Raw genomic sequence first — 24,526 nt, forward strand, 5'->3', positions numbered from 1 at the left:
GGGTCCACGCCTTCGAGACTAACCGGCCCCGCCGAAAGCCTGTCCGGCGGACCCGAGCGGCCGGCGGGCGACGGGCTCGTAGCGGGGCTGCTCGCCGGGGACACCCGACGTCGGCAGATTGCTGCGGACGAGGACGATCTCGCCCACCGTCCAGGTGCAGCCGGTGAAGTCGGCGAGCATCCGGACGTGCGGCCGTACGTCGACGCCGTCCCGTCCCCGCGCCAGCGTCAGGTGGGCCTTGTACCGGCGGTGCTCCCCCATCTCGACGCCCGCCCTGCGCGCCGCGGCCTCCGCGCGCCCGGCGAGCAGCCGCAGGGACTCCAGGTCGCCCTCCACGCCCGCCCACAGCGCCTTCCCGCGCCCGAACCGGCCGCCGCCGCGCAGCGCGAGCGGGAAGGGCTCCGTCCGGCGCGCCGCTTTCGCCAGACGCGCCTCCAGCTCGGGTACGACGTCGTCGCCCACCTCGCCGTAGAAGGCGAGGGTGAGGTGCCAGCCGGGGCGCCCGGTCCAGCGCAGCCGCTCCGCGCCGGGCAGCCCGCGCAACGCCGCCACCTCGGCCGCCAGGGCGTCCAGGACGTCTTCCGGGGGCAGCACGGCGGCGAAGAGTCTCATGGGGCCAGTGTCCCCGCCGCCGGCCCGGGCGTGCCCCCGCTCACCGTGCGTACCGCCGGAGCGGGGACCGCCCGGGCGGCTCACGCCGCCGCCGTCAGTTCCTCTCCGCGCTCGCGGGGTACGAAGTCGACCCTCGGGTGGCCGCGGTGCCAGCGCACCGACAGGCGCAGGTCGCCCATGCGGGCCAGGACCAGGCCGATGGTGGCGGCGGCGGTGAGCGAGATCAGGCCGCCGAGGGCGAAGCCGACCCGGGCGCCGTAGGCGTCGGTGATCCAGCCGACCAGGGGGGCGCCGAGCGGCGTGCCGCCCACGAAGACCATCATGAACAGCGCCATCACCCGGCCGCGCATGGCCGGGTCGGTGGCCATCTGGACCGCGGTGTTGGCCGTGACGTTGACGGTCAGGCCGAAGACGCCGATCGGTGCCATCAGCAGCGCGAACAGCCAGTACGACGGCGCGAGCGCCGCCACGACCTCCAGCACGCCGAAGACGGCGGCGGCGCCGACCAGCACGCGCAGCCGGGCGGTGCCGCGGCGGGCCGCGAGCAGCGCTCCCACCAGGGAGCCGACCGCCATGACGGTGTTGAAGAGGCTGTACGCGCCGGCGCCCGCGTGGAAGACGTCGTCGGCGAAGGCCGACAGCCACACCGGGAAGTTGAAACCGAAGGTGCCGATGAAGCCGACCAGGACGATCGGCCAGACCAGGTCGGGACGGCCGGCGACGTAGCGCAGGCCCTCGCGGAGCTGGCCCTTGCCGCGCGGGGCGCGCTCGACGACGTGCAGCTCGCGGGCGCGCATCAGCAGCAGTCCGGCGATGGGCGCGACGAAGGACAGCCCGTTGGCGAGGAAGGCCCAGCCGGTGCCGACGCCGGTGATCATGAGGCCCGCGACGGCGGGGCCGACCAGCCGGGCGGACTGGAAGTTCGCCGAGTTGAGGCTGACCGCGTTCTGCAACTGCTTCGGGCCGACCATCTCCGAGACGAAGGACTGGCGGGCCGGGTTGTCGACGACCGTGGCGAGGCCCATGGCGAAGGCGGCGAGGTAGACGTGCCAGACCTGGACGTGCCCGGTGAGCGTGAGCGCGGCGAGCGCGAGGCCGGTCAGGCCCATCGCGGTCTGCGTGCACAGCAGCGTCGGCCGCTTGGGCAGCCGGTCCACGAGGACGCCGCCGTAGAGGCCGAAGAGCAGCATCGGCAGGAACTGCAGGGCCGTGGTGATGCCGACGGCCGCGGAGGAGCCGGTGAGGCTGAGCACGAGCCAGTCCTGCGCGATGCGCTGCATCCAGGTGCCGGTGTTGGAGACGACCTGCCCCAGGAAGAACAGGCGGTAGTTCCTGACCTTCAGGGAGCTGAACATCGAGGACTTGCGGGGGGTGTCGGGGGCGGGCTGGGAGTCGTGGGCGGTCGGTGCGGGGGCGGAAGCTGCTCCGGATCCCGTACTCAAAAGGGTTCGCCTCCTTGCGGCTGCTGACGTTCTACAGGTGTGCGAGCTTCTCCAGCACGGGGGCGGCAGCGCGCAGCTTGGCCCACTCGTCCTCGTCGAGGCCGTCGACCAGGCCGGCCAGGAAGGCGTTCCGCTTGCGGCGGCTCTCCTCGAGCATGGTCTCGGCCTGCTCGGTCTTGGTGACGACCTTCTGGCGCCGGTCCTCGGGGTGCGGCTCCAGGCGGACCAGTCCCTTGGCTTCGAGCAGCGCGACGATGCGGGTCATCGACGGGGGCTGCACGTGCTCCTTGCGGGCCAGCTCGCCGGGTGTGGCGCTGCCGCAGTTGGACAGGGTGCCCAGCACCGACATCTCGGTGGGGCTGAGCGACTCGTCGACCCGCTGGTGCTTGAGCCGACGGGACAACCGCATCACGGCTGATCGCAGGGAGTTCACGGCGGCCGCGTCGTCGCCATGGGTAAGGTCCGGCATGTTCTTTAGAGTAACTCATTACTCTCGCTAAAGACCACCGCGGACACGCACATGGTCCGTGACTCCGGCCACTCCCGTGCGCCCACATCACTCATATGGGTGATACGGACGGGGAACGTGACACCTCATGCGGAACCGTGCCGGGACCCTCGTCTCCATGGGGACCAGCGTGCTCAGCCTGCGCATGGACCGCGAGTTGCTCGAACGGCTCCGGTCCCACGCCGCGAAAAGAGGAATGAGCGTCCAGGACTATGTCGTCCGGACGCTCATTCGAAATGATTTCGACGAACGGTTCCAGGCCGCCGTCGAGGAGACGGACCGGTTCTACGGGGTCACCTGAGCGACCCGGCCGAGGGGCCCCGGGCCGCGGATCAGGTCAGCCCCAGGGCCGGCATCAGGTAGTAGAAGGCGAAGACCGCCGAGACCACGTACATCGCCACCGGGATCTCGCGGGCGCGGCCCACGGCCAGGCGCAGCACGACGAAGGTGATGAAGCCCATGCCGATGCCGTTGGTGATCGAGTAGGTGAACGGCATCATCAGCATCGTCACGAAGGCCGGGACGGCGATCGTGTAGTCCGACCAGTCGATCTCGCGGATCGAACCGGACAGGATCAGGAAGCCGACCGCGAGCAGCGCCGGGGTGGCCGCCTGGGACGGGACCATGGTGGCGACCGGCGTGAGGAACAGCGCGACGGCGAACAGCAGGCCGGTGACGATGTTCGCGAACCCGGTGCGGGCGCCCTCGCCGACGCCCGCCGTGGACTCGACGAAGCAGGTGGTGCCGGAGGAGGAGGTGGCGCCGCCGGCCGCGACGGCGATGCCGTCGACGAAGAGCACCTTGTTGATGCCGGGCATCTGGCCCTCGGCGTTGGTCAGCTTGGCCTCGTCGCCGATGCCCATGATCGCGCCCATCGCGTCGAAGAACGACGACAGCAGCACGGTGAAGACGAACAGGACGCCGTTCAGCACGCCGACCTTGTGGAACCCGCCGAACAGGCTGACCTGGCCGACCAGGCCGAAGTCGGGGGTGGCGACGGGGTTGCCGGGCCACTTCGGAGTGGTCAGGCCCCAGGACGGCACGTGCGCGATCAGGTTGACGACCACGGCCAGCACGGTCATGGCGATGATCGAGATCAGGATGGCGCCGGGAACCTTGCGCACCAGCAGGGCGAGCGTGAGGAGCACGCCGAGCACGAAGACGAGGACCGGCCAGCCGTTGAGGTGGCCGTCCGCGCCCAGCTGGAGCGGGACGGTGGTGTTCGCCTCGTTGGGGATGCGGGAGACGAAGCCGGAGTCGACGAGGCCGATCAGCATGATGAACAGGCCGATGCCGATGGCGATGCCCTTGCGCAGCCCGAACGGCACGGCCGCCATCACGCGCTCGCGCAGCCCGCTGGCGACCAGCAGCATCACCACGAAGCCGGCCAGGACGACCATGCCCATGGCGTCGGGCCAGGACATGCGCGGGGCGAGCTGGAGCGCGACGACCGTGTTGACGCCGAGCCCCGCGGCGAGCGCGATCGGGACGTTGCCGATGACGCCCATGAGCAGCGTGGTGAACGCCGCCGTCAGGACGGTGGCGGTGACCAGCTGGCCGTGGTCCAGCTGGTGGCCGTACATGTCCTTCGCGCTGCCCAGGATGATCGGGTTCAGCACGATGATGTAGGCCATCGCGAAGAAGGTGGCGAATCCGCCGCGGACCTCACGGGCCAGGGAGCTGCCCCGCTCGGAGATCTTGAAGTAGCGGTCGAGAGCGCCGAGGAGGGGCGGCGTTCCCGGCTTCTGGGGGGCGGGAACCTTGGCGGTGGCCGAGGTGGACATGCGGATGACCTCAGGGATGCGGGGAGTACGTGAGTACCGGGCCGGGAAGGGGACCAAACGTGAACGAGTCCCGCCACTTCCGTCACCAGCAGGTTCCCCCCGGTCGCCCTGTTGGTGTTTCATACGAAGAGAAGTAGCCAGACTCAGACTGTTTCAGTATGAACATATGAAGCGCAAAAGGCTATCTCCGCGCGTAGACCCCTGTCCTGTTTGCGTCCGGCCAGGTACCTCGCCCGGGCCACAGACCGGCGCCCGCTCCCCACGCGGGCGGTGCGGACCGGCACCCGGGCCCACGGGCGCCGGGCCGTAAGCTGAGCCCATGGCGAAGTGGACCCCCAAGCACGAGGCGCCGGAGCCCCTGGAGGGCCCCGTGGTCGCCACCATCACCGGCGGCACGATCGTCTGGTTCGTCCTCTTCCTGGTCCAGATCCCCTTCTACGGCTGGTTCGACGACCACCACCACACCTGGTGGCTGTGGACCTGCCTGGCCGGCGGCTGCCTCGGCCTGGTCGGCGTCTGGTACGTGCGCAAGCGGGACGCGGCGATCAAGCGCGCGGCGGCGCAGCGCGACACGGCCCCGGCGGGCCGCCCCGCGTCGGCGGAGTAACCGCCACGCCCCCCGGGCCCCGGGGGCGCGAACGCCGCGTACGGCCGCGACGCCTCCCCCGGTGGCCACCGCTTCCCCCGGCCGCGACCGCCGCGTAGGACGGCGCACCACCGCACCGCGTACAACCGCCGCAGGACGTCCCTCATCCCCAGGTCGGATCTTGCCCCCGCCGGCCCGTGCTCTGCCCCCGCTCGACGAGTGAAGCCGCACATCGGCACGTACCGTCGAAAGCATGAGCCACACCGACGCGGGCGCGGAACTGGACCCGGTGCACCCCATACCCGTCCCGCCGGCCAGGACGGGCGGCCTGTCCTCCGCCGAGGTCGCCGAACGCGTCGCCCGCGGCGAGGTCAACGACGTCCCGGTGCGCAGCAGCCGCTCCCTCGCCGACATCGTCCGCGCCAACGTCTTCACCCGCTTCAACGCGATCATCGGCGTGCTCTGGCTGATCACCCTGTTCGTCGCGCCGATCCAGGACAGCCTCTTCGGCTTCGTGATCATCGCCAACACCGGCATCGGCATCGTCCAGGAGTGGCGGGCCAAGCAGACCCTGGACTCGCTCGCCGTGATCGGGGAGTCCCGGCCCACCGTCCGCCGCGACGGCACCGCCGCCGAGATCGGCACCTCCGAGATCGTCCTGGGCGACGTGATCGAGATCGGTCCCGGGGACAAGGTCGTCGTCGACGGCACCTGCGTCGAGGCCGACGGGCTGGAGATCGACGAGTCCCTGCTCACCGGCGAGGCCGACCCGGTCGTCAAACGCCCCGGCGACCAGGTCATGTCCGGGAGCTTCGTCGTCGCCGGCGGTGGCGCGTTCCAGGCGGTCAAGGTCGGCCGCGAGGCCTACGCCGCCCAGCTCGCCGAGGAGGCCTCCCGCTTCACCCTCGTCCACTCCGAACTGCGCACGGGCATCTCCACGATCCTCAAGTACGTCACGTGGATGATGGTGCCGACCGCGATCGGCCTGGTCATCAGCCAGCTGGTGGCCAAGAACGACGACCTCAAGGACTCCGTCGCCCGCACCATCGGCGGGATCGTCCCGATGGTCCCGGAAGGGCTGGTGCTGCTCACCTCCGTCGCCTTCGCCATCGGTGTCATCCGGCTGGGCCGCAAGCAGTGCCTCGTGCAGGAGCTGCCCGCCATCGAGGGCCTGGCCCGCGTCGACACCGTGTGCCTGGACAAGACGGGCACGCTCACCGAGGGCGGCATGGACGTCACCGAGCTGCGGATGCTGAACGGCCACGCCGAGCCGTACGTGCGCCAGGTCCTCGGCGCGCTCGGCGAGTCCGACCCGCGCCCCAACGCCTCCCTCCAGGCGATCATCGACGCCTGCCCGGACAGCGAGGAGTGGCGCTGCGTGGAGTCGCTGCCCTTCTCCTCCGCCCGCAAGTACAGCGGCGCCAGCTTCAGCGAGGGCGACGGCGAGTCCAGTACGTGGCTGCTGGGCGCCCCGGACGTACTGCTGCCCGACGGCTCCCCCGCCCTCGCGGAGACCGGGCACCTCAACGAGCAGGGGCTGCGCGTGCTGCTGCTGGCCCGCGCCGGCCGTGAGCTCGACGACCCCGAGGTGGCCGACGACGTCACGCCCGCCGCCCTCGTCGTCCTGGAGCAGCGGCTGCGGCCCGACGCCGCCGACACGCTGCGCTACTTCGCCGACCAGGAGGTGCGCGCCAAGGTCGTCTCCGGGGACAACGCCGTCTCGGTGGGCGCGGTGGCCGCCAAGGTCGGGCTCACCGGCTCCGCCGTCGACGCGCGCCGGCTGCCCGCCGAACGCGACGACCTGGCCAGGGAACTGGACGGGGCGACCGTGTTCGGCCGGGTCACCCCGCAGCAGAAACGGGACATGGTGGCCGCCCTCCAGTCGCGCGGGCACACCGTCGCCATGACCGGTGACGGCGTGAACGACGTCCTCGCCCTCAAGGACGCCGACATCGGCGTCTCCATGGGCTCCGGCTCGGAGGCCACCCGGGCGGTCGCCCAGATCGTCCTGCTGGACAACAGCTTCTCCGTCCTGCCGTCGGTGGTCGCGGAGGGCCGGCGGGTCATCGGGAACATCACCCGGGTCGCGACCCTCTTCCTGGTCAAGACGGTCTACTCGGTGCTGCTGGCCGTGCTGGTGGTGTGCTCGCAGGTGGAGTACCCGTTCCTGCCCCGGCACCTGACCCTGCTGTCCACGCTCACCATCGGCGTCCCCGCCTTCTTCCTGGCCCTCGCCCCCAACACGGAACGGGCCCGCCCGCACTTCGTCCGGCGGGTCATGCGCTACGCGGTCCCGGGCGGCGTCCTGGCCGCCGTCGCGACCTTCGTGACGTACCTGATCGCCCGCCACCACTACACCGGCCCGGACGCGCTCGACGCGGAGACCAGCGCGGCCACCCTCACCCTGTTCCTGATCTCCATGTGGGTGCTGGCGATCGTCGCCCGCCCCTACACCTGGTGGCGGGTGCTCCTGGTGGCCGCCATGGGCGCGGCCTTCCTCGTCGTCCTGGCCGTGCCGGCCCTCCAGCGGTTCTTCGCGCTGAAGCTGGTGGGGACGGCGATGCCCTGGCTGGCGGTGGGCATCGCCGTCGTGGCGGCGGTGGTGCTGGAGTTCCTGTGGAAGTGGGTGGGGCGGCGCTCCACGGTGTAGCCCCTTTGGCCGTAGGTCAGTCGAACCAGCGGTCGCGGGCCAGTTCCTCCGTGCGGGACGGGTCCTCCAGCAGGGCGGCGACCTCGAAGCGGCGGGGCCACTGGCCCGCCGCCCAGGCCAGGCCCGCGGCGACACCCTCCAGGGTGGCCGCGTGCAGGACGCCGTCGGGCGTGAGGCGCCAGTCCAGTTCGGTGCCGTCCACGACGAGTTCCTCGTGCTCGACGTAGGTGACGGGCGTGCGCGGCCCGAGCAGGACCCCCACCGCCTCCGGTACGTCGTGCTCGGTCCCCTCGGAGTCCACCGAGCCGGTGACCGACTCGCTCAGGCGCCGCACCTGGAACAGGTCGGCCAGCTCGGCGGCGAGCGCGGGCCGTACCGGCAGCAGCGGGACGCCCGAGGTGAAGGGCAGCAGGTCCGGGGAGTCGCAGACCACGGCGTCGGCCGCGTCCACGACCTCGACCCGGCCGTCGACGACGGCCCGCACCTCGTCCGGCAGGGTGACCCGCTCCGGGTCCAGCTCGGCCAGCGCGCCGTACAGTGCGTGCAACTGGGCGGCCGTCACCCGGCGTTCGGGGTCGGCGAGGCGGTCGAGCAGTTCGGCGGCGCCGCCCGGTTCGTCGAGCAGGGCGGCGACGGAGGTGTTCACCCCCAGGGCGCGCAGCACCTGTTCGTCGTCGAAACCGGTGGCGTCGGCCTCGTCGTACAGGCCGCGCAGCAGCGGGTCGGAGCCCGCTGCGCGCAGACCGGCCGGGCGGCGTCCGCCGAGCACCGGGTGCCCGCGCAGCCACCAGGCGGTGTAGGGGCGTACGACCTCGTGGGTGCCGTCCGGCAGCAGGATCCGCACCGGCTGGGTGAGGGCGTCGCGCAGCGGCGGCCGGGCGAGCAGGGCGAGGGCCTGCGGCCACTGCTCGTCTTCCACCAGGTCCAGGTCGCGCACGGCGACGATCTCGGTGGCGACCGGCGGCACCGGGGTGTCCGGGAAGCGGTCCAGGACGTCCTCGCACCACACGTCGACCGCGTCGAGCAGCCCGGGGTCGTCGGGCTCGGGGAAGTCCCCTTCGCGCGGCTCCAGTTCGTCCGGGTCGAGGACGACGTCGGTGGCGCGGACGAGCGCGAAGTCCACGAGCACGCCGCAGGCGGCCAGCGGCTCCTCGCCCCACTTGGCGGCCAGTTCGGCGTCCACGGCGGGGAGTTCGCCCTCGCGCACGACCCGGGCGAACGGGCCGCCGGGGAAGACCAGTTCACCGGCCGGGGCGAGTTCGCCGTCCTCGTCGGCCAGGGCGAGCGCCCCGAGCCAGGGCTCGTCGCCCGGTTCCAGTCCCGCGTCCCTGACCAGGGCGAGGACGGTGTCGGCGAGTTCCTCGGCGTCCGGGGTGTCCTCATCCCACGCGCCGGCGTCCTCGTCGAGGGAGGCGGCGACCGCGGCCCGCACCTGCGGGGTGGTGAGCACCGCGCGCGGCGTGGCGGGCAGCGCGCCCAGCTTCTCCAGGATCGGGTGGGCGGCGTCGGGGTGGGCGACCTTCAGGCCGAGGCGGGCCAGCACGTCCGGGTCGGCGAGGGCGGCGGCGTCCGCGGTGGGCAGCAGCACCTGCCGGGGGCCGATCGTCGTACGCCCGTCCGCCAGGGGCACCGGCAGCCCGGAGAGCCGGTCCGGGTCGACGCCGGCCAGGCTGTCGTACAGCCGCCGCCACCAGTCCGGTTCCTTCTCCAGACCGGCCAGCCGGTCCACGGCGTCGGTCAGCGGCACGCGGGCCACGCCCAGGGTGCGCAGCTCCGCCCGGCGTTCGAGTCCGGCGGGCAGCAGAGTGGGCAGCACCTCGGCGAGGACCCGTACGGTCTCGGCGCCCGCGCCCTCCACGACCTCGGCGTCGCGGGGCCGCAGCGAGACGGGCAGGTCCTCCGCGTCCTGCCCTTCGGTCCGCTCGGCGGCGGGTGGCAGGAAGGAGGTCCGCGGCAGCCGTTCCAGGATCGCCTGGCGCAGCGTGCCGTCCAGTTCGCCCTTGCCGAGCGGGCCGGGCACGAGGCCGATGAGGGCCTCGGTCACCGGCCGCCACTCGGCGAGCAGTCCGGCGTAGGCGTCGGCGGCGCGCTGCGCGAGGAAGTCGGTGAGCACTCCCGGCGCGGTGTGCCGGCGGGTGGTGTCCAGAGGGAAGGAGGCGATGAGCAGGGCGGGCACGCCGAGCGGTTCGTCGCTCGGGGTGGGGGCGTGCAGGACCGGGCTGGTGCGCGGGGCGAGCGGGCCGCCGTCGGCGTCCACGGGGACGGCCCAGGTCAGGGACCAGTGGGGCCGCAGCCGCTCCTCCACCGGCCGGTCGGCGAGCAGGTCGGGGGTGAGCGGCCCGTGCGCGGCGGCCGTACGCCACCGGGTGGTGCCGTGCGCGCTGTCCTCCACGACGCTCAGCGGGCCCTCGGTGCGGCGGCGCAGGGTGCGTGCGGCGGCGGCACCGATCTCGACGACGACCTCCTGAAGGCCGGGCAGGGCGAGGAGCAGCGCGTCGTCGACGGCGTGCAGCAGCCGTTCGGCGAGGTCGGCGGCGGCCGCGTCGCGCAGCGGCAGGATGACGACCGTGTCGTACGGGTCGGGCGCGGTGCCCTCGGCGGCGAACGGGAGCCGCAGCAGCGGCACGTGGCCGTCGCGGCGGCGGATCTCGTCGCCGAGGCCGGGGCTGTGCCGGGCGGTCTCCTCGGCCAGGCCCCGGGCCTCGGCCAGGGACCAGCGCACCCCGCCGTGCCGGCCGATGACGGCGGGTTCGTCGGTGACAGCGAGCACGGCGGCGAAGCCGACGCCGAAGCGGCCCACGGAGGGCAGGTCGGACGCGGCGGTGTCCCGCTTGGCGGAGGCGCGCAGCGTGGACAGCGACTCCACGCCCGACGCGTCCAGCGGGGCGCCGGTGTTGGCGGCGACGAGGACCCCGTCGCGCAGGGTCAGGCGCAGCCGGCCGGGCACGCCCGCGCGGGCGGCGGCGTCGGCGGCGTTCTGCGCCAGCTCGACGACGAGCCGGTCCCGGTAGCCGCCGAGGACGAGGTCCTCCTCGGCGTTGGCGTCCTCACGGAACCTGGCCGGGCTGGTCGCCCAGGCGTCCAGCACACCGCGCCGCAGCCGCACGGTCCCGAACGGGTCCGCCCCGGCGGAGGGCTGCACCAACATGCTCACGTTGTTCCTCCGGCGATTACTCGCTCGCATACTTAGGGTAAGATGTTCGGCACGCTGAGCGAGAACCAAGCCAGCGCAACGGCTCGTTGCCAGAACCAAGCACGAGCTACCTCGATTGTGCAGTACCGAACCGGGCAGGTTCCGTCCCGGCTGATGTTGAGGGAAGTTGAGGGAACAAGACCTTTCAGGTCGCGGACCTGCGGGGCTTTCCTGAGTCAGGAATCCCCTCGCGTCAGCTGGGGAGGGTTCAAGTCGTGCATTCTCCTCACGACGAGGGTGAGGACGAAGGTACCGCGCGGGGGAACGGGCGGGGCAGGCGGCGAGCGGTGGACGGGCGGCAGGCGGTGGTGTGCCCTGCGAGTGCCCCAGCTCCGCCGTGTCCAAGAAGGCATGTACCTCTGCGCGATCCTGAATACGCCAGCATTGACCGGGGCCGTTCGCCCTCTGATGTCCTACGGCAAGGACGAGAGGCACGTTGACAAGGCCGTATGGCAGCTCCCCATCCCGGAGTTCGACCCGGCGAACCCGAATCACCAAGCTGCGCCAAGCAATCCGTTCCGTCATCGCCGACTCCCCGGACGCCGAGGAGCTCGACCAGCTGGTCCGCCTGCTGCTGGAGTAGCGGGCGGACCAGGCAACGTGATCAGCTCCCGGACACCTACGGCACGAACCGTGCCCACGTGGCCGGGGCAAACCCCAACCGGGCCCCTTCCACGTTCTCGGAGTCACGGACGTGCACCGTGCCAAGCGTGGTCGCGACCTCGACACACTCGTCGAGTCGCTCCGCCTGGTCCTCCGAATGCGCCGGTCACCGCATCTCGAACAGCGCGCGCATGCAGTCCTGCGTCTGCGGCAGTCCGTGAAGGTTGCGCGTCCCATACGCAGTCACCTCGACAGCCTGCGCCTCCATCCGCGCCAGATCCCGCATCGTCTTCGGATACCGGACCTTCTACACGTCCTCCCACATCGCCGTGCCGAGCCCACCGGCGTTCAACACCTGGTCGGACATGACGAGATAGTCCCGCCGGGGGATCCGCCTGCCGCCCTCGACCTTGTAAACCATGTCCTCGCCGTAGCCGATGGCCTTGCCGAACTCGGAGGCACGCAGGCCGGCCGCCTACGACGCGACTACCTGGCCGTCAACCGGCGCCTGATCGAGGGGGGCGGGACGGTGCAGAGGCTGTTCATCTGCTGGCAGGACGATCTCGTCAAGCACGAGTTCGCCCGCTCCCTGCTGGCGCTCATCGACCACCACCGCTCTCTGGGCGTGCAGTGCGCGCTCGCCGTACGGGACCGGTTGCGCGCCGACCAGGCCGTGGACTTCGTCGTGATATCGAAGGCGGCGGTCCTGCTGGAAGAAGAACAAGGCGACAGCGACTACCGGCGGGGTCGCAGTTCCGTCTACTTCAAGCAGGTCGAGCGCTGGGCCGGCCGCTTCGAGTCCATCTGGGGTCACGGCTCGGACTCGGCACCGTTCATCCTCCAGTCGTACGAGGCCACCGCACGGCCCATGCTCGACGCCGGAACGTGGAACGAAGACACCGTGCGGGAAGCAGCGGCGCGGCTCTGATGTGCTGCCCACAGCCCGCCGCGGAGCACCGCTCGCCGATCCGTGCGCACCGACCCCTTGCACGCGCTTCGATAGCATGAAAAGACAGCCGGTCCGGACCTGGCGGGACCGCGCGAAGTCACAGCGCGACGGAAAGTACCTGATGTCCACTCTCTCGCTCACCAAGGCCCACGGCTCCCGGAACGACATCTTCGTGGTCGACGGGGCGCCCCTCGATCACTTCACCACGGCGGACGAGCTCACCCGGGCCGTCGGCCTGCTGTGCGACCGCAAGCGCGGGCTGGGCGGTGACGGCGTGTACTTCGTGGCCGATCACGGTGACGGCACCGCGCGGGCCTGGTTCTACAACCCGGACGGGTCCGAGGCACTGCTGTGCGGAAACGGAATGCGATGCGCCGGCCGCATACTGCTGGACCGCCACCAGGCGGAGTCCGTCGTCGTGGACCAGGGACCGTACTCCTTCACCGTCCGCGACCGGGGCCGTACGCCGCACGGCGTGCGTCAGGTCTCCGTCGAGCTGCCCGCCGTCGACTTCGCCCCTGTCCACCCCATCGTTGCGGAGGCGGGTGCAGGTGGCGCATATGTCGACCGGTTGCTGCCCGCCTTCCACCCGTCGCGCCGTGTGACGGCGGTCGCGGTGCCGAACTCGCACCTGATCACGGTGATCGACAACTACGACGAGGCGGAACTGATCGAGACGGGGCAGCGGGTGGCCGCATCACCGTCCGTGTTCCCCATCGGCGCCAACCTGTCCTTCGTGCTGCCGCTCTCGGACGACGAAGTGTTCATCCACACCTATGAGCGCGGAGCGGGACTGACGCCGTCATGCGGTTCGGGCATCGCGGCCTCCCGCGCGGTCCTGTCCCGCCTCGGGCTGGTGGAGCCCGAGCGGCCGGTGACCGTACGCAACCCCGGTGGAGTCGCCCGGAGCATGCTCCAGCCCGTCGGTGACGTGTGGCAGCCCGTCCTGGAGGGCAACGCCACCATCGTGTACGAGGCCGAGCTGGACCCCGCCGTGCTCCTCGGGGACGGTCCGGTGGGATACGCGGGCTCCGCGCACATGGCTGAAATCGGCGCGTTCGCGGAGCTCAACCGGGAAAACATGAAGGTGTTGCACGAGGCCGGAATCCACCCGACCGAGATCTGACCACCGCCCGTCTCCGCAGGCCTGGCCGGCAAGGAGCGCGGCACCGCGTCTGCTCGGCCGGGCCCCCGACCGAGTGCGGGGCCGGGATTTACGGGGAGGGGACGGCGTGGGGGCACTGTCGGCTGGCCTGGTGGTCATCGCGGTGGGGATCGTGCTGCGGCAGGCGGACCGGTGGTGGTTCAGTCCGGTACGGACGGCAAGAGGGCGGCCCGAGCCCGCCTCGCTTCGGGCGGTGATGTCGCTCCAGCGCGAGCGGCTCAACAACGTCACGCCCGTGCTCCTGCTCCTGGGCCATTGGCTGGAATTCGCCGGATGGTGCGCGGTGGCCGTGCACGGCGGTGCGTGGGGATGCGCGGTCGCCGCACTCGCGGGCGCGGTGAAATTCCGCCATCTGCAGGAGGTCAGCCATTTCGCGGTGCACGGCGTCCTGACGCGCTCCGGCCGGCTGAACACGCTGCTCGCCGAGACGGCCGTCCATGTCCCACTCGGGTTCGTTCCGGTGCCCGTACGCCGCCGTCGGCACGTCCGCGAGCACCACCCGAACGCGACGGTCTCCGGGGCCGACCCCAACCTGGCGGAGTTGCACCGGGCAGGCCTGCGGACCGGGACCGGAACGGCACGCTACGTGCTCGGCACGGTCCACCCGCTCACTCCGGCCGGGATGTCCGGCACCGTGCGGAGCCTGGCCGCTCTGGGGCGGGAGCCGGGCGCCGGGCGCCTTCGGGCGGCCGGTCCGGCGGCAGTGACAGCGTCCTTGGCTGCGGGATTCGGCTGGCAGGCGGCCCTGTTCGTCTTCCTGCTGCCCCGGCTGCTGCTCTATCCGCAGCTCGCCTGGATGTCGCTGCTGGTGGAACACCGCTGGTTCGATCCGGAGCAGGTTACGAGGCCGCCGGTTGCCGTCGAGGCCGGACGGTGCCTGCGCCTGTACCCGCGCAACATGCTGCTCGCCCTGCTCGCACGCGGTACGTGGCTGCCGTACGGGGACCTGTACCACTTCGCGCACTCCGCGCACCCGGCGGTGCGCTGGAACTACCTGCCCGCGCTGGAACGTTCCCTGATCGGCCCGGGCTACCGGCCGCACGCGCTCGTCCTCGGCGAGTCGGCTGTACTGCGCCGCCACTGGCACGCTCTCGCGGCCCCAGCGGCTCCCGTGGCCCACGCCGACGGCCCGGCCAGCAGCGGCCAACCCAGCGGCAGCCAGGATGCGCAACCACTCAGCCACTCGCCACAGTAGGCGCGCTCGGCGATCCCGAGTGATGAGTGACATGAACGCGCGCGAAGCGCGAGGGAGGCGCCCAGGACGGCTTCTCTCAGGATCACCCGGGCAGAACCGCGCGCGGCCCCTGACCGAAGCGCTCGCCCAGGGGAAGGCGGCCGCTTCGGAGTTGTGCGGCACGGGCCGCCCCGTGCCGCCACCGCAGTCCTACGAGTGCCCCAGCTCCGCCGTGTCCTCGTCGGAGGTGTCCGGCACGGAGCCCGAGTCCCGGGCCGGGCGCAGCGGGAACGGGTCCACGCGGGTCTCGTCGACCACGGGCGCGGCCGGCTGGGGCGGCTTCGGCATGACGGCGGCCTCGGAGTGGCCCCCGCACCCGTACGTCAGGGAGACGACGCGGCCGTCCGCCGGGGCGAACTCGTTGGCGCAGACACCGAAGGCCTGACCCAGCGAGCCGCCGATCGGCACCAGGAAGCCGCAGCTCACGCAGGCTGCCGGGGCTGCCTGGGCCATCGGGGTCTTCGCGCCGTACGCCTCTTCCCAGCGGTCGGCGGCGACGTGCAGCCCGTAGCGGGACAGGACGCGGGCGCGGCGCATGCCCAGTTCCTCGGCGACCGCGGCGATCGAACCGCGCGAGGGGGCCACGGGCAGGTTGCGCGGGGGGCCCGCGGTGACGTCGGCGTCCTCGGCCTCCGCCAGTTCCGCCATCCCCGCGGAGACGGCGGAGTTCGGCGCGGGCTCGTCCTCGCCGGAGAAACCGGGCTCGAGGCGCAGGTCCTCGGCGTCGGTGGGCAGCAGGTCGCCGGGCCCCATGTCGCCGGGGCGCAGCCGCTCGCTCCAGGGCACCCACTCGGGGGCGAGGAGCGCGTCGGGGCCGGGCAGCAGGACGGCCTCGTCCAGGGTGACGATCTTCGCGCGGGAAGCCCGGACCACGGTCACCGCCCAGCGCCAGCCGCGGTAGCCCGGCTCCTTGCACTCGAAGAAGTGCGTGACGACGCGGTCGCCCTCGGACATCAGTCCCGCGTGCTCGCCGACGACGCCGGGAGCGGCCGCCTCCTCGGCGGCGGCACGGGCGAGGTCGACCGCCTCGGCGCACAGGCGGTCGGGGGTGCGGCTTCGCGTGGTCGCTGCGCTCACAGGTATCGCTTCTCTCCTACGCCGTCTGACGGGTGCGCCGGCCTGAAGGCGGCGGGGCGGACGGAGCGGACCCTGGACCGCGTCGACGTCCGCGCCCGATCGCGCTCGGGCGCACCTACGTCATCCATTCTGCGGTATGCACGTAAGGCGCGCGGCCGAGAACGTTCGCCACGGCGCGCTACGCACGCTACCTTCTCGCCGCCGCTGGGCCTACACCGACGGTCCCTTCACCACCACGCGGCGGGGATCCGTCGCTCGGGGCGGAGGGGGTTCGGGGGCGGGCGAGGGGGCCGGAGACGGCCGGTGGGGCGGCCCGGGACCGGCCAGGGGGCGGGTGCAGCGGCGGCAGGGGGGCGGATTCGGAGGCGGCAGGCGGGGGCGGTTCCGGAGGCGGTTAGGGGCAGTGCGGGGCCTGCCGGGGCCGGTACGGAAGCGATCCAGGGGGCCGGGGACCGCCGGGGACCGGCACGGAGGCGGCCAGGGCGCGGTACGGGAGCGCCGGGCCGGTACGGAAGCGATCCAGGGGGCCGGGGACCGCCGGGGACCGGCACGGAGGCGGCCAGGGCGCGGTGCAGGAGCGCCGGGCCGGTACGGAAGCGATCCAGGGGGCCGGGGACCGCCGGGGACCGGTACGGAGGCGGCCAGGGCGCGGTGCAGGAGCGCCGGGCCGGTACGGAAGCGATCCAGGGGGCCGGGGACCGCCGGGGACCGGGACGGAGGCGGCCAGGGGCGGACGGGATCCGCCGGGGAGCTGCTCCGGGATCGGTACGGGATCAGTCCGGGGCGGCATGGGGCGACATCGGGATCCGCCGGGGGCCGGGCCGGGCGGTGCGGGGGCGGGTGCGCCGCCGGGGTGCCCTGCCGGGTGCGTCCCGCGTGGCCCGCGGGGGCGTTCGTCGGTCTCGGCGGCCTCGGCCGGGAGGCGCGGTTCGGGATCTGTGCGGTTCGGGATCTGTGCGGTTCGGGATCTGCGTAGGGCCGGGCCCGAGGGGTCGCTCCGAGCCGGGCGGAAGCCGGACGAGGGCGCCTTGCCGGGTGCGTCCCGCCGGACCGGGGGCCGTCCGCAGGGGCGCGCCCGTCAGCCTCGGACGGGGGACGGCCGGGGAGCAGCCCTGGCCGGGCCGGGGATTCGGCCGGGGCCGGGCGGAGGGCGGGCGACGGTGCCCGCCAGGGTGCCCTCTCGCGTGCGCCCCGCCTGGTCGTCCGCAGGGGCGCACCCGTGGGGGGCCGTCATCGGGGCCGTCGTCGGGGCGCGGCCGTCGAGGATGTCGTAGAGGCGCGCCCCTGGAAGTCGTCATAGGGGCCCGCCCGTGGAGGTCGTCGTAGGGGCCCGCCCGTGGAGGTCGTCGTCGGGGCCCGCCCGTGGGGGTCGTCGTCGGGGCGCGGCCGTCGGGGACGTCGTAGGGGCGCGCCCCTGGAAGTCGTCGTAGGGGCGCGGCCGTCGGGGTCGTCCGTCGGGGGTGTCGTCGCCGTTCCGTGCCGTAATGGCGCTACCTGCGGCCGTATCGGGGCACTATGACGGGGTGGCAGCCGCGAGGACGCCCCCGGAGACCACAGGGCTCGGTGAGCCCGAGGAGGTGGCGGGGGGAAGCAGCCGGGGCAGCGGTTCGGGCCGGTTCGGCGGGTCCGTCCGCGCGGTGGGCCGTGCCCTGCGGCTGCCGTTCGCCGGTGCCGCGCGCGGGATCCGCCGGGTCACGCACGCGCACGGCGCGGGCGAGTCCGGGCTCGGCAAGCTGATCGAACTGCACGCGGTGAACGGCGCCGGTGACGTCATGATCACCGTGGCGCTCGCCTCCACCGTCTTCTTCTCGGTGCCCACCGACGAGGCCCGCGGCCGGGTCGCGCTCTACCTGGCCATCACGATGGCGCCGTTCACGGTCCTCGCACCGGTGATCGGCCCCCTGCTGGACCGGCTGCCGCACGGGCGGCGCGCCGCCATGGCCGCCGCGATGCTGGCCCGCGCGCTGCTCGCACTGATCATCGCGGGCGCCGCGGCCGGCGGCGGCCTCGAACTGTATCCGGCGGCGCTCGGCGTACTGGTCGCCTCTAAGGCGTACGGCGTGGTCAGGAGCGCCGTGGTGCCACGGCTGCTGCCGCCCTCGTTCTCGCTGGTGAAGGCGAACTCCCGGGTCACGCTGGGCGGGCTGCTGGCCACCGGCGTGGCCGCGCCCGTCGGGGCGGGGCTCCACATGGTCGGGCCGCGCTGGCCGCTCTACGGCGCCTTTGTGATCTTCGTCGCGGGAACGTTCCTGTCCTTCTCGCTCCCCCGCAAGGTCGACTCGGCCAAGGGCGAGGACCGGGCGCGGCTCGCGGCGGACGCCGAGCGGCCGCACGGGCCGCGCCGCACACCGCCCCGGCGGCCCGGGCTGCGCAGCGTGGGCACGGCCGTCACGCACGCCTTGGCGGCGAACGCGGCGCTGCGCTGCCTGTCCGGCTTCCTGATCTTCTTCCTCGCCTTCCTGCTGCGCGAGCACCCGCTGACCGGCGAGAGCGCGGCGGTCTCGCTGGGGATAGTCGGCGTCGCGGCGGGCGCGGGCAACGCGCTCGGCACGGCGGTGGGCGCGTGGCTGCGCTCGCGCGCCCCGGAGCTGATCATCGTGACGGTCGTCGCGATCGTGCTCGGGGTGGCGGTCACGGCGGCCGTGTTCTTCGGCGCGTTCCTGGTGGCGTGCCTGGCCGCGTTCGCCGGGTTCGGGCAGGCGCTGGCCAAGCTGTCGCTGGACGCGCTGATCCAGCGGGACGTACCGGAGGCGGTGCGCACGTCGGCGTTCGCCCGCTCCGAGACGCTGCTGCAGGTGGCCTGGGTGCTGGGCGGCGCGATCGGCATCGCACTTCCCCTCAACGGCGTACTGGGCCTGTCGGTGGGCGCGGCGATCGTCGCGGCCGGCTGGCTGTCCACGGCCCGCGGCCTGCTCGCCTCGGCCCGCCACAGCCCCCCGAGCCGCCCCCACCCGGCCTGACCGCCGCCCGTCCCGGCCGGCCCGCCGGGGCCCTGACCGCCACCCCGTCCCGGCCCGCCGGGGGCCTGCCGGCCGCCGTCCGGGGGCGGGGCCGGGGGCCGGGCGGGCTGCGGGGGATCAGGTCACGGGCGGGTGGACGGGCGGCACGCCGTACCCCCGCGTGGGCGGTGGGCTGGACGCGCCCGATAGCCTTCCGCCATGACCTCGCTGCAATCCGCTGTGCGACGCCGCCGCGCCGTCGCCGCCGCCGGCGCCGTTTCCGCCGGACTGCTTCTCCTGACGGCCTGCGACAAGCCGACGCCGATGGCCACGATCACCGTCGGCGACAACTCGGTGCACTCGGAGGCCACCTGCTACAACAACGGCAAGGCGATCAAGACCGCCGACCTGCCGAAGTGCCTGAAGTCGGACAAGACCATCAAGGTCGACACCGACGAGACCGTCCGCTTCGGCGTCGACCCGGACATCGCGGACAAGGGCTGGACCATCCTGATGAACGGTCAGCCGCTGACCGAGACCAGCAAGAAGACGTACACGACCATCCCGGGCAGCGTGTTCTTCAACCCCCAGTACGGCGCCAGCGGGAACTCCACCTGGATCGCCGTCAAGGAGGGCGACAAGGACGTGACGGGCGTGTGGTCCTTCAAGCTGCAGAAGGACTCCTGACACGTCCTCCGTACGCGTACTCGTCGCCACCGCGGTCCCCGTCGAACGGGACGCGGTGGCACGGGCGTTCACCTGCGCCGGGCCGGCCCGTGAGGTGCTGCTGCCCGGCGTGACCGTGCACCGCTTCGGCGGCCACGACCTGATCGCGGCCGGGGTCGGCCCGGCCCTCGCCGCCGCCTCCACCGCGACCGCCCTCACCGCGGCGGCGCTCGGCGGCACCCCGTACGACCTGGTCGTCTCCGCCGGCATCGCGGGCGGCTTCGCACCGGCCGCGGGCGGAAGCCGCGCACCGGCCGCGGACGTAGGCCTCCCACCGGCCGCGGGCGCCGGCCATCCCTCGCAGGCGCCCGCCGGCGCACCCGTCGGCTCACTCGTCCTCGCCGACGAGATCACGGCCGCCGACCTGGGCGCCGAGACCGGCGAAGGCTTCCTGCCGGTGACCGAACTCGGCTTCGGCACCGTCACCCACCGTCCGCCCGCATCACTCGTACGGGCCGCCGGTGCCGCGACCGGCGCGGCCACGGGCACGGTGCTGACCGTCTCGACCGTGACCGGCACCGCCGCCCGCGCCGACGTCCTGCGCGCCCGCCATCCCCGCGCCCTCGCCGAGGCCATGGAGGGGTTCGGCGTCGCCGAGGCGGCCGGCGCGCACGGCGTCCCCGTACTGGAGCTGCGCGCGGTCTCCAATCCCGTCGGCCCGCGCGACCGCTCCGCCTGGCGCATCGGTGACGCGCTCGCGGCCCTCACCGAAGGCTTCGGGAAGCTCGTCCCCGTACTGGAGAGTTGGAACCCACATGAGTCCGCAGAACGCTGACCGCCCGCAGAACGCCGACCGCCCGCAGGGCCCCGGCAGCCTGCGGATCGCCTACTCGCCCTGCCCCAACGACACCTTCGTCTTCGACGCCCTCGCCCACGGCCGCGTCCCCGACGCGCCGGCCCTCGACGTCACCTTCGCCGACATCGACGTCACCAACGGCATGGCCGAGCGCGGCGAGCACGACGTGCTGAAGGTGTCGTACGCGGTGCTGCCGTACGTCCTGGGCGAGTACGCGCTGCTGCCGTGCGGCGGCGCGCTGGGCCGGGGCTGCGGTCCGCTGGTGCTGACCAGGGAGCCGGGCACCGACCTGAAGGGCCGTACGGTGGCGGTGCCGAGCGAGAGGTCGACGGCGTACCTGCTGTTCCGGCTGTGGGCGGCGGACACCGTGCCCGGCGGGGTCGGTGAGATCGTCGTGATGCCGTTCCACGAGATCATGCCGGCCGTGCGGGACGGGAAGGTCGACGCCGGCCTGGTGATCCACGAGGCCCGCTTCACCTACCAGAACTACGGCCTGCACAAGCTCGCCGACATGGGTGAGCACTGGGAGGACACCACCGGGCTGCCCATCCCGCTCGGCGCGATCATCGCCAAGCGGTCGCTGGGCGCGGACACCCTGGACCGGCTCGCCGCCTCGATCCGCGCCTCCGTGCGCGCCGCCTGGGACGACCCCGAGACGTCGCGTCCGTACGTCATGGAGCACGCCCAGGAGATGGACCCGGCCGTCGCGGACCAGCACATCGGGCTGTACGTCAACGAGTTCACCGCCGACCTCGGCGAGGACGGTTACGCGGCGGTCCGCGGACTGCTCACCCGTGCGGCGGCCGAGGGCCTGGTCCCGCCCCTCGGCCCCGACGCGCTGGCCTTCCCGTGAACGCGGACGGGCCCGAGAAGCCCGTCACCAGGGCTGGGACCGGGACGACCGTCACCGGGACCAGGACGGCCGTCGCTGGGGCGGGGGCTGGGGCCCGGACCGGGGCCGGGAGCGGCGGGGCGCCGCGTCACACGTCCAGTTGGTCGGCGACCGCCCGCAGCAGCCCGGCGACCTTCTTGCCGGAGGCCTTCTCGGGGTAGCGGCCACGCTCCAGGGTCTGGCCGACGCTCTCCAGGAGGGTCGTCAGGTCCTGCACGATGGAGAGCAGTTCGTCCGGCTTCTTGCGCTGCGCCGCCGCGACCGAGGGGGCCGGCTCCAGGAGCGTCACCGTCAGGGCCTGGTCGCCGCGCTGGCCGGCGACCACTCCGAACTCCACGCGCTGTCCCGGCTTGAGCGTGTCTACTCCGGCGGGAAGGACCGAGGAATGGACGAAGACGTCGCCGCCGTCGTCGCGGGAGAGGAAGCCGAAGCCCTTCTCGCTGTTGAACCATTTGACCTTGCCAGTCGGCAAAGCACACACTCCCTCGATCGGTCCCGGACGCCGTTGAACTGCCGTCGAACCACCTTACCGGGGCTCTCCCCACCCCATCACGCCCTTAACCACGCCCCGTGACAAGGCCTCTCGCCCGTGCGCCCCGAGTGGCGCAAAAGAGGCGTGGCGCGGTGGGGGGAAGCGATGGCGACGGTCCGCGCCCGCGTGCGCGCCCGCTCACGCGGCCGGCGATGTGCGCCGCCACCCACGGGCGTGAGCCGGACGGCGCCCGGCCCGTTCACCCGCGCGGGGAACTACCCTGGACCGGTGCGTGACAAGACCCAAGCGAATCCCGCTCCCGGTGACCGGCTGATCCGTGCCGGTGCCATCGTGTTCTCCATCGGCGCGCTGGCCACCATGGTGACGGTGGCGCCCCTGTTCTTCGGGGCGAAGCCCTTTCCGACCTACATGTTCGGGTTGAGCATGCTCATGGCCGTCGGTTTCGTGATCGCCGCCGGCGGAGTGCTCCGGTCGATCGCGGCGGGCCGCCGTCAGGCCCGCGGCGAGGCGGGGTAGGCAGCGCCGCCGGGGCCGTTCTCGGCCGAAATGCGCGCGTTGCGCTCCGTGTACTCGGTAAGCCACGCCGGGAACGCGGTCAGATCGGTGAGGACGACGTCCGCGCCGGCCGTCCGCAGCGCCTCCTCGTCGCACGGCCCGCTGGCCACCGCCACCGACAGGGCATCGGCCGCGCGGGCACCGCGTACGTCGCCCACGTGGTCGCCGACGTACACCTGGGCGCCGTACTCGCGCAGCGCCTGCGCCTTCTGCTCCGCCCACAGGCCGCCGATCACCGCGTCCGGCTCGATGCCGAGGTGCTCCAGGTGCAGCTTGGCGTTCGGCTCGTACTTGGCGGTCACGACGATCGACCGCCCGCCGGCCCGCCGCACGGCCGCGACCGCCTCCCGCGCGCCCGGGAGCGCGAGCGTGGGGGCGATGGCGGTCGCCGGGTAGATCTCGCGGTACAGATCCGCCACGGCCGGGACCCGCTCGGCCGGGAACCAGTTGACCAGCTCATCCTCCAGCGGCGGCCCGAGCCGCGTGACCACCAGGTCGGCGTCGACGGGTGTCCCGGTCCGCTCGGACAGCTCCACGTAGCAGGCGTGGATGCCCGGGCGGGAGTCGATGAGGGTCATGTCGAGATCGAAACCGACGGTCAGCAGGCGCGAGGTCATGCAAGCCATTGTGCCCGCGCACCACCTCCGACCGACCCCCGGTCCCCGACCACGAACCCGGCCTCCAGCCTGCCCCGGCCCCCGGCCCCCAGCTCTCGCTCCCCCGCCGCTCGGTCGCGCTCCCCAGTCGCTCGGTCCCGGCCCCGACCGCCGCTCCCCGGCTCCCGGCCGCACCCCTCGGCGCCCGAGTCGCCGCTCGACTCCCCCGCTCCTCAGTCCCGTCCGCCGGTCCTCGGCCCCGTCCGCCCCCACTCGGTCCCGGCCGTTCGCGCTCGGTCCCGGTCTCCCGGCGCTCGGTCCCCAGTCCTCAGTCCCGTCCGCCGGTCCTCGGCCCCGGGTTCCGGTCCTCGCTGCCCGATCCACCGCTCGGTCCCCGGTCCTCGGCCCCGTCCGCCGGTCCGGCCCCCGGGCCCTTGGCCCAGTCCCCGTCGCCCCCGGCCGGCGATGCTCACCGTCGGCGTTGTGAGCGCCACAGGAGGAACAGGGCCGACAGGACGGCCGCCGTGCGGACCACCCAGGGCCAGGTCTGGCTGACCGCGTCGTTCATGTGGCCCTGGGCGATGGGGGTGCCCCAGCGGCCGTCGTTGCGGCCCCACAGCCAGAGGAGGCCCGCGGCCAGGGCCAGGCCGGGCATGCCCACGACCGCCCACTTGGACTCCGTGGGGGTCAGCCGCCGGGAGCCGTACGCGATGACCCAGCCGAACAGCAGCGCGAACAGGTTGCCGGTCACCGCGCCGCCCACCAGCAGCGCGGCGGCGAGCAGGAGCAGCGGGTTGCTCCATCTCCCGGCGCGGCCCGCCGCCTTCGGCGCCCGCCGGGGCAGCAGCGGGAAGCGCCGCCGGGGGGCGGTGCCGGCTCCGGCCGCGTCCGGCCCGGTCGCCTGCGCCTCTCCCGGCGCGTCGGCCGCGGGGACGGCCTCCGCCGCCTCGGCCGGCGTCTTCGGCGGCGGGGCCTTGAGCAGGTCCGGGATCTCCACCCCGCCCACGAAACCCGCCGGCACGTCGTCACCGAGCCCGAAGGGGCTGTCGTCCGTGCGCCACCAGTCGGGGCGGGGGCCCGCGCCGCCGCCCAGTTGGTCCGCGGTCGCCAGGTGCGGCGGGACCGCACCGCCCGCCGGCGGTGCGGGGTCCGTCTCCGGGCGGGCGGGGCGGCCCGGGCGTGGTCGTGGTACGACCCGGCGCAGGCCCTTCGGCCGCCGGCGCCCCGGGGCGGCGGCCTCGTCGTCGGTCCCGGCCGCCTCGGCCGCCTCGGCCGTGCGGGCGGGGCCGGGCGCGGGCCTGGACCAGGGTGCGGAGCCGGGCACGGCTCCGGTTTTGGGGGCCGGCTCGCGCTGTACGGGCACGGCGGGACCCTGGGTCCGCGCCTCGCCGTGGGAGCCGGCGGTCCGGCCGTCCGCACCGCCCGCCGCGGCGACGATGTCGTCGGGGCTGCCCAGCCGGACCAGGATGCGCCGCACCGCGGCGGGGCTGTCGACCGCGGCCCTGGCCCGGCACCGGTCGATCTCGTCGCGCAGCTCCGACACGAGCCGCATCCGGGTGGCCGAGGACAGCTGGCGCTGCTGGGCCACGTCCCCGACGCGGCTCAGATACTCGTAGACGACCTGGTCGCTCTCGATCCCCACGAACCCCTCCGGGGCGGCTGGCCGATGACCCCGTGGGACGACGGTACCGCGTGCGCGGCGGCCGCCGTAGCCACCCGCGACGCG

The 24,526-nt window shown here is 73.5% G+C and carries 20 protein-coding genes and 2 pseudogenes; 11 read left to right on the plus strand and 11 right to left on the minus strand.

What is annotated here, in order from left to right:
- Positions 1–18 precede the first annotated feature (18 nt).
- From thpR to ACFC02_RS02470, 3 genes are all read right to left on the minus strand, one after another.
- Positions 19–612 (minus strand): RNA 2',3'-cyclic phosphodiesterase, encoded by a 594-nt coding sequence (gene thpR, locus ACFC02_RS02460; RefSeq protein WP_376351037.1) that lies wholly within the window; start codon positions 610–612, stop codon positions 19–21.
- 80 nt (positions 613–692) lie between these two features.
- A complete protein-coding gene (locus ACFC02_RS02465; protein WP_376351040.1) occupies positions 693–2,054 on the minus strand; it encodes an MFS transporter in 1,362 nt (453 codons plus the stop codon).
- A 31-nt stretch (positions 2,055–2,085) separates the two neighbouring features.
- Complete coding sequence (locus tag ACFC02_RS02470; protein WP_360967156.1) at positions 2,086–2,523, minus strand: MarR family transcriptional regulator; 438 nt, start codon at positions 2,521–2,523, stop codon at positions 2,086–2,088.
- 157 nt (positions 2,524–2,680) lie between these two features.
- On the opposite strand from ACFC02_RS02470, the gene ACFC02_RS02475 reads away from it, so the two are divergent.
- Positions 2,681–2,863: a ribbon-helix-helix protein, CopG family gene (locus tag ACFC02_RS02475; protein WP_360967159.1), complete on the plus strand. Its 183-nt coding sequence runs from the start codon at positions 2,681–2,683 to the stop codon at positions 2,861–2,863.
- A 31-nt stretch (positions 2,864–2,894) separates the two neighbouring features.
- Here ACFC02_RS02475 and ACFC02_RS02480 read toward each other — a convergent pair whose 3' ends face one another.
- On the minus strand, positions 2,895–4,346 hold the full coding sequence (locus ACFC02_RS02480; RefSeq protein WP_376351045.1) for an NCS2 family permease: 1,452 nt from the start codon (positions 4,344–4,346) through the stop codon (positions 2,895–2,897).
- Between the two features lie 319 nt (positions 4,347–4,665).
- Here ACFC02_RS02480 and ACFC02_RS02485 point away from each other — a divergent pair, with 319 nt between their 5' ends.
- Both ACFC02_RS02485 and ACFC02_RS02490 read left to right on the plus strand, forming a co-directional pair.
- Entirely contained in the window at positions 4,666–4,953 is a 288-nt protein-coding gene (locus ACFC02_RS02485; RefSeq protein ID WP_376351048.1) for a DUF2530 domain-containing protein, read from the plus strand.
- A gap of 232 nt (positions 4,954–5,185) precedes the next feature.
- Entirely contained in the window at positions 5,186–7,582 is a 2,397-nt protein-coding gene (locus ACFC02_RS02490; RefSeq protein ID WP_376351051.1) for an HAD-IC family P-type ATPase, read from the plus strand.
- Between the two features lie 16 nt (positions 7,583–7,598).
- Here ACFC02_RS02490 and ACFC02_RS02495 read toward each other — a convergent pair whose 3' ends face one another.
- From ACFC02_RS02495 to ACFC02_RS02505, 3 genes and pseudogenes are all read right to left on the minus strand, one after another.
- On the minus strand, positions 7,599–10,736 hold the full coding sequence (locus ACFC02_RS02495; protein ID WP_376351054.1) for a sacsin N-terminal ATP-binding-like domain-containing protein: 3,138 nt from the start codon (positions 10,734–10,736) through the stop codon (positions 7,599–7,601).
- Positions 10,737–11,394: 658 nt separating this feature from the next.
- Positions 11,395–11,511, minus strand: a pseudogene (locus ACFC02_RS02500) (DUF397 domain-containing protein); the annotation flags it as partial.
- Between the two features lie 36 nt (positions 11,512–11,547).
- Positions 11,548–11,853: pseudogene (locus ACFC02_RS02505) on the minus strand (Scr1 family TA system antitoxin-like transcriptional regulator); the annotation flags it as partial.
- 54 nt (positions 11,854–11,907) lie between these two features.
- Here ACFC02_RS02505 and ACFC02_RS02510 point away from each other — a divergent pair.
- The 3 genes from ACFC02_RS02510 to ACFC02_RS02520 all read left to right on the plus strand — a co-directional run bounded on the left by ACFC02_RS02510 (position 11,908) and on the right by ACFC02_RS02520 (position 14,687).
- Positions 11,908–12,306 carry a hypothetical protein gene (locus tag ACFC02_RS02510; protein ID WP_376351056.1) on the plus strand — a complete coding sequence of 133 codons (399 nt, stop codon included), beginning with the start codon at positions 11,908–11,910 and terminating at the stop codon, positions 12,304–12,306.
- Positions 12,307–12,448: 142 nt separating this feature from the next.
- Complete coding sequence (dapF, locus tag ACFC02_RS02515) at positions 12,449–13,453, plus strand: diaminopimelate epimerase (protein ID WP_376351058.1); 1,005 nt, start codon at positions 12,449–12,451, stop codon at positions 13,451–13,453.
- Between the two features lie 106 nt (positions 13,454–13,559).
- Entirely contained in the window at positions 13,560–14,687 is a 1,128-nt protein-coding gene (locus tag ACFC02_RS02520) for a fatty acid desaturase (RefSeq protein ID WP_376351060.1), read from the plus strand.
- Between the two features lie 189 nt (positions 14,688–14,876).
- Here the strand turns inward: ACFC02_RS02520 and ACFC02_RS02525 are convergent, their stop codons facing one another.
- A complete protein-coding gene (locus ACFC02_RS02525; protein ID WP_376351062.1) occupies positions 14,877–15,803 on the minus strand; it encodes a DUF3027 domain-containing protein in 927 nt (308 codons plus the stop codon).
- Between the two features lie 1,523 nt (positions 15,804–17,326).
- On the opposite strand from ACFC02_RS02525, the gene ACFC02_RS02530 reads away from it, so the two are divergent.
- From ACFC02_RS02530 to ACFC02_RS02545, 4 genes are all read left to right on the plus strand, one after another.
- On the plus strand, positions 17,327–18,763 hold the full coding sequence (locus ACFC02_RS02530) for an MFS transporter (protein WP_376351064.1): 1,437 nt from the start codon (positions 17,327–17,329) through the stop codon (positions 18,761–18,763).
- A gap of 198 nt (positions 18,764–18,961) precedes the next feature.
- Complete coding sequence (locus ACFC02_RS02535; protein ID WP_376351067.1) at positions 18,962–19,429, plus strand: DUF2771 domain-containing protein; 468 nt, start codon at positions 18,962–18,964, stop codon at positions 19,427–19,429.
- Positions 19,430–19,484: 55 nt separating this feature from the next.
- Positions 19,485–20,243, plus strand: a complete 759-nt coding sequence (locus ACFC02_RS02540) for a futalosine hydrolase (protein ID WP_376351070.1) — start codon at positions 19,485–19,487, stop codon at positions 20,241–20,243.
- Complete coding sequence (locus ACFC02_RS02545; protein ID WP_376351073.1) at positions 20,224–21,117, plus strand: 1,4-dihydroxy-6-naphthoate synthase; 894 nt, start codon at positions 20,224–20,226, stop codon at positions 21,115–21,117. Before ACFC02_RS02540 ends, ACFC02_RS02545 begins: the two co-directional genes overlap by 20 nt.
- Before the next feature lie 127 nt (positions 21,118–21,244).
- Here ACFC02_RS02545 and ACFC02_RS02550 read toward each other — a convergent pair whose 3' ends face one another.
- Positions 21,245–21,628: a cold-shock protein gene (locus ACFC02_RS02550; protein ID WP_037856949.1), complete on the minus strand. Its 384-nt coding sequence runs from the start codon at positions 21,626–21,628 to the stop codon at positions 21,245–21,247.
- Between the two features lie 288 nt (positions 21,629–21,916).
- On the opposite strand from ACFC02_RS02550, the gene ACFC02_RS02555 reads away from it, so the two are divergent.
- Positions 21,917–22,165, plus strand: a complete 249-nt coding sequence (locus tag ACFC02_RS02555) for a hypothetical protein (RefSeq protein ID WP_376351077.1) — start codon at positions 21,917–21,919, stop codon at positions 22,163–22,165.
- Here ACFC02_RS02555 and ACFC02_RS02560 read toward each other — a convergent pair.
- Both ACFC02_RS02560 and ACFC02_RS02565 read right to left on the minus strand, forming a co-directional pair.
- Positions 22,141–22,821 carry an HAD family hydrolase gene (locus ACFC02_RS02560; protein WP_376351080.1) on the minus strand — a complete coding sequence of 227 codons (681 nt, stop codon included), beginning with the start codon at positions 22,819–22,821 and terminating at the stop codon, positions 22,141–22,143. The genes ACFC02_RS02555 and ACFC02_RS02560 overlap by 25 nt on opposite strands.
- A 448-nt stretch (positions 22,822–23,269) precedes the next feature.
- Positions 23,270–24,442: a hypothetical protein gene (locus ACFC02_RS02565; RefSeq protein WP_376351083.1), complete on the minus strand. Its 1,173-nt coding sequence runs from the start codon at positions 24,440–24,442 to the stop codon at positions 23,270–23,272.
- Positions 24,443–24,526 lie beyond the last annotated feature (84 nt).

This window comes from Streptomyces sp. NPDC056160, assembly GCF_042268205.1.
GTDB lineage: Bacteria > Actinomycetota > Actinomycetes > Streptomycetales > Streptomycetaceae > Streptomyces.

Bases quoted from the DNA above. Each gene is read 5' to 3' on its own strand.
- thpR (WP_376351037.1), bottom strand. From the start codon at position 612: ATGAGACTCTTCGCCGCCGTGCTGCCCCCGGAAGACGTCCTGGACGCC.
- ACFC02_RS02470 (WP_360967156.1), bottom strand. From the start codon at position 2,523: ATGCCGGACCTTACCCATGGCGACGACGCGGCCGCCGTGAACTCCCTG.
- ACFC02_RS02475 (WP_360967159.1), top strand. From the start codon at position 2,681: ATGGGGACCAGCGTGCTCAGCCTGCGCATGGACCGCGAGTTGCTCGAA.
- ACFC02_RS02480 (WP_376351045.1), bottom strand. From the start codon at position 4,346: ATGTCCACCTCGGCCACCGCCAAGGTTCCCGCCCCCCAGAAGCCGGGA.
- ACFC02_RS02485 (WP_376351048.1), top strand. From the start codon at position 4,666: ATGGCGAAGTGGACCCCCAAGCACGAGGCGCCGGAGCCCCTGGAGGGC.
- ACFC02_RS02490 (WP_376351051.1), top strand. From the start codon at position 5,186: ATGAGCCACACCGACGCGGGCGCGGAACTGGACCCGGTGCACCCCATA.
- dapF (WP_376351058.1), top strand. From the start codon at position 12,449: ATGTCCACTCTCTCGCTCACCAAGGCCCACGGCTCCCGGAACGACATC.
- ACFC02_RS02535 (WP_376351067.1), top strand. From the start codon at position 18,962: ATGACCTCGCTGCAATCCGCTGTGCGACGCCGCCGCGCCGTCGCCGCC.
- ACFC02_RS02545 (WP_376351073.1), top strand. From the start codon at position 20,224: ATGAGTCCGCAGAACGCTGACCGCCCGCAGAACGCCGACCGCCCGCAG.
- ACFC02_RS02560 (WP_376351080.1), bottom strand. From the start codon at position 22,821: ATGACCTCGCGCCTGCTGACCGTCGGTTTCGATCTCGACATGACCCTC.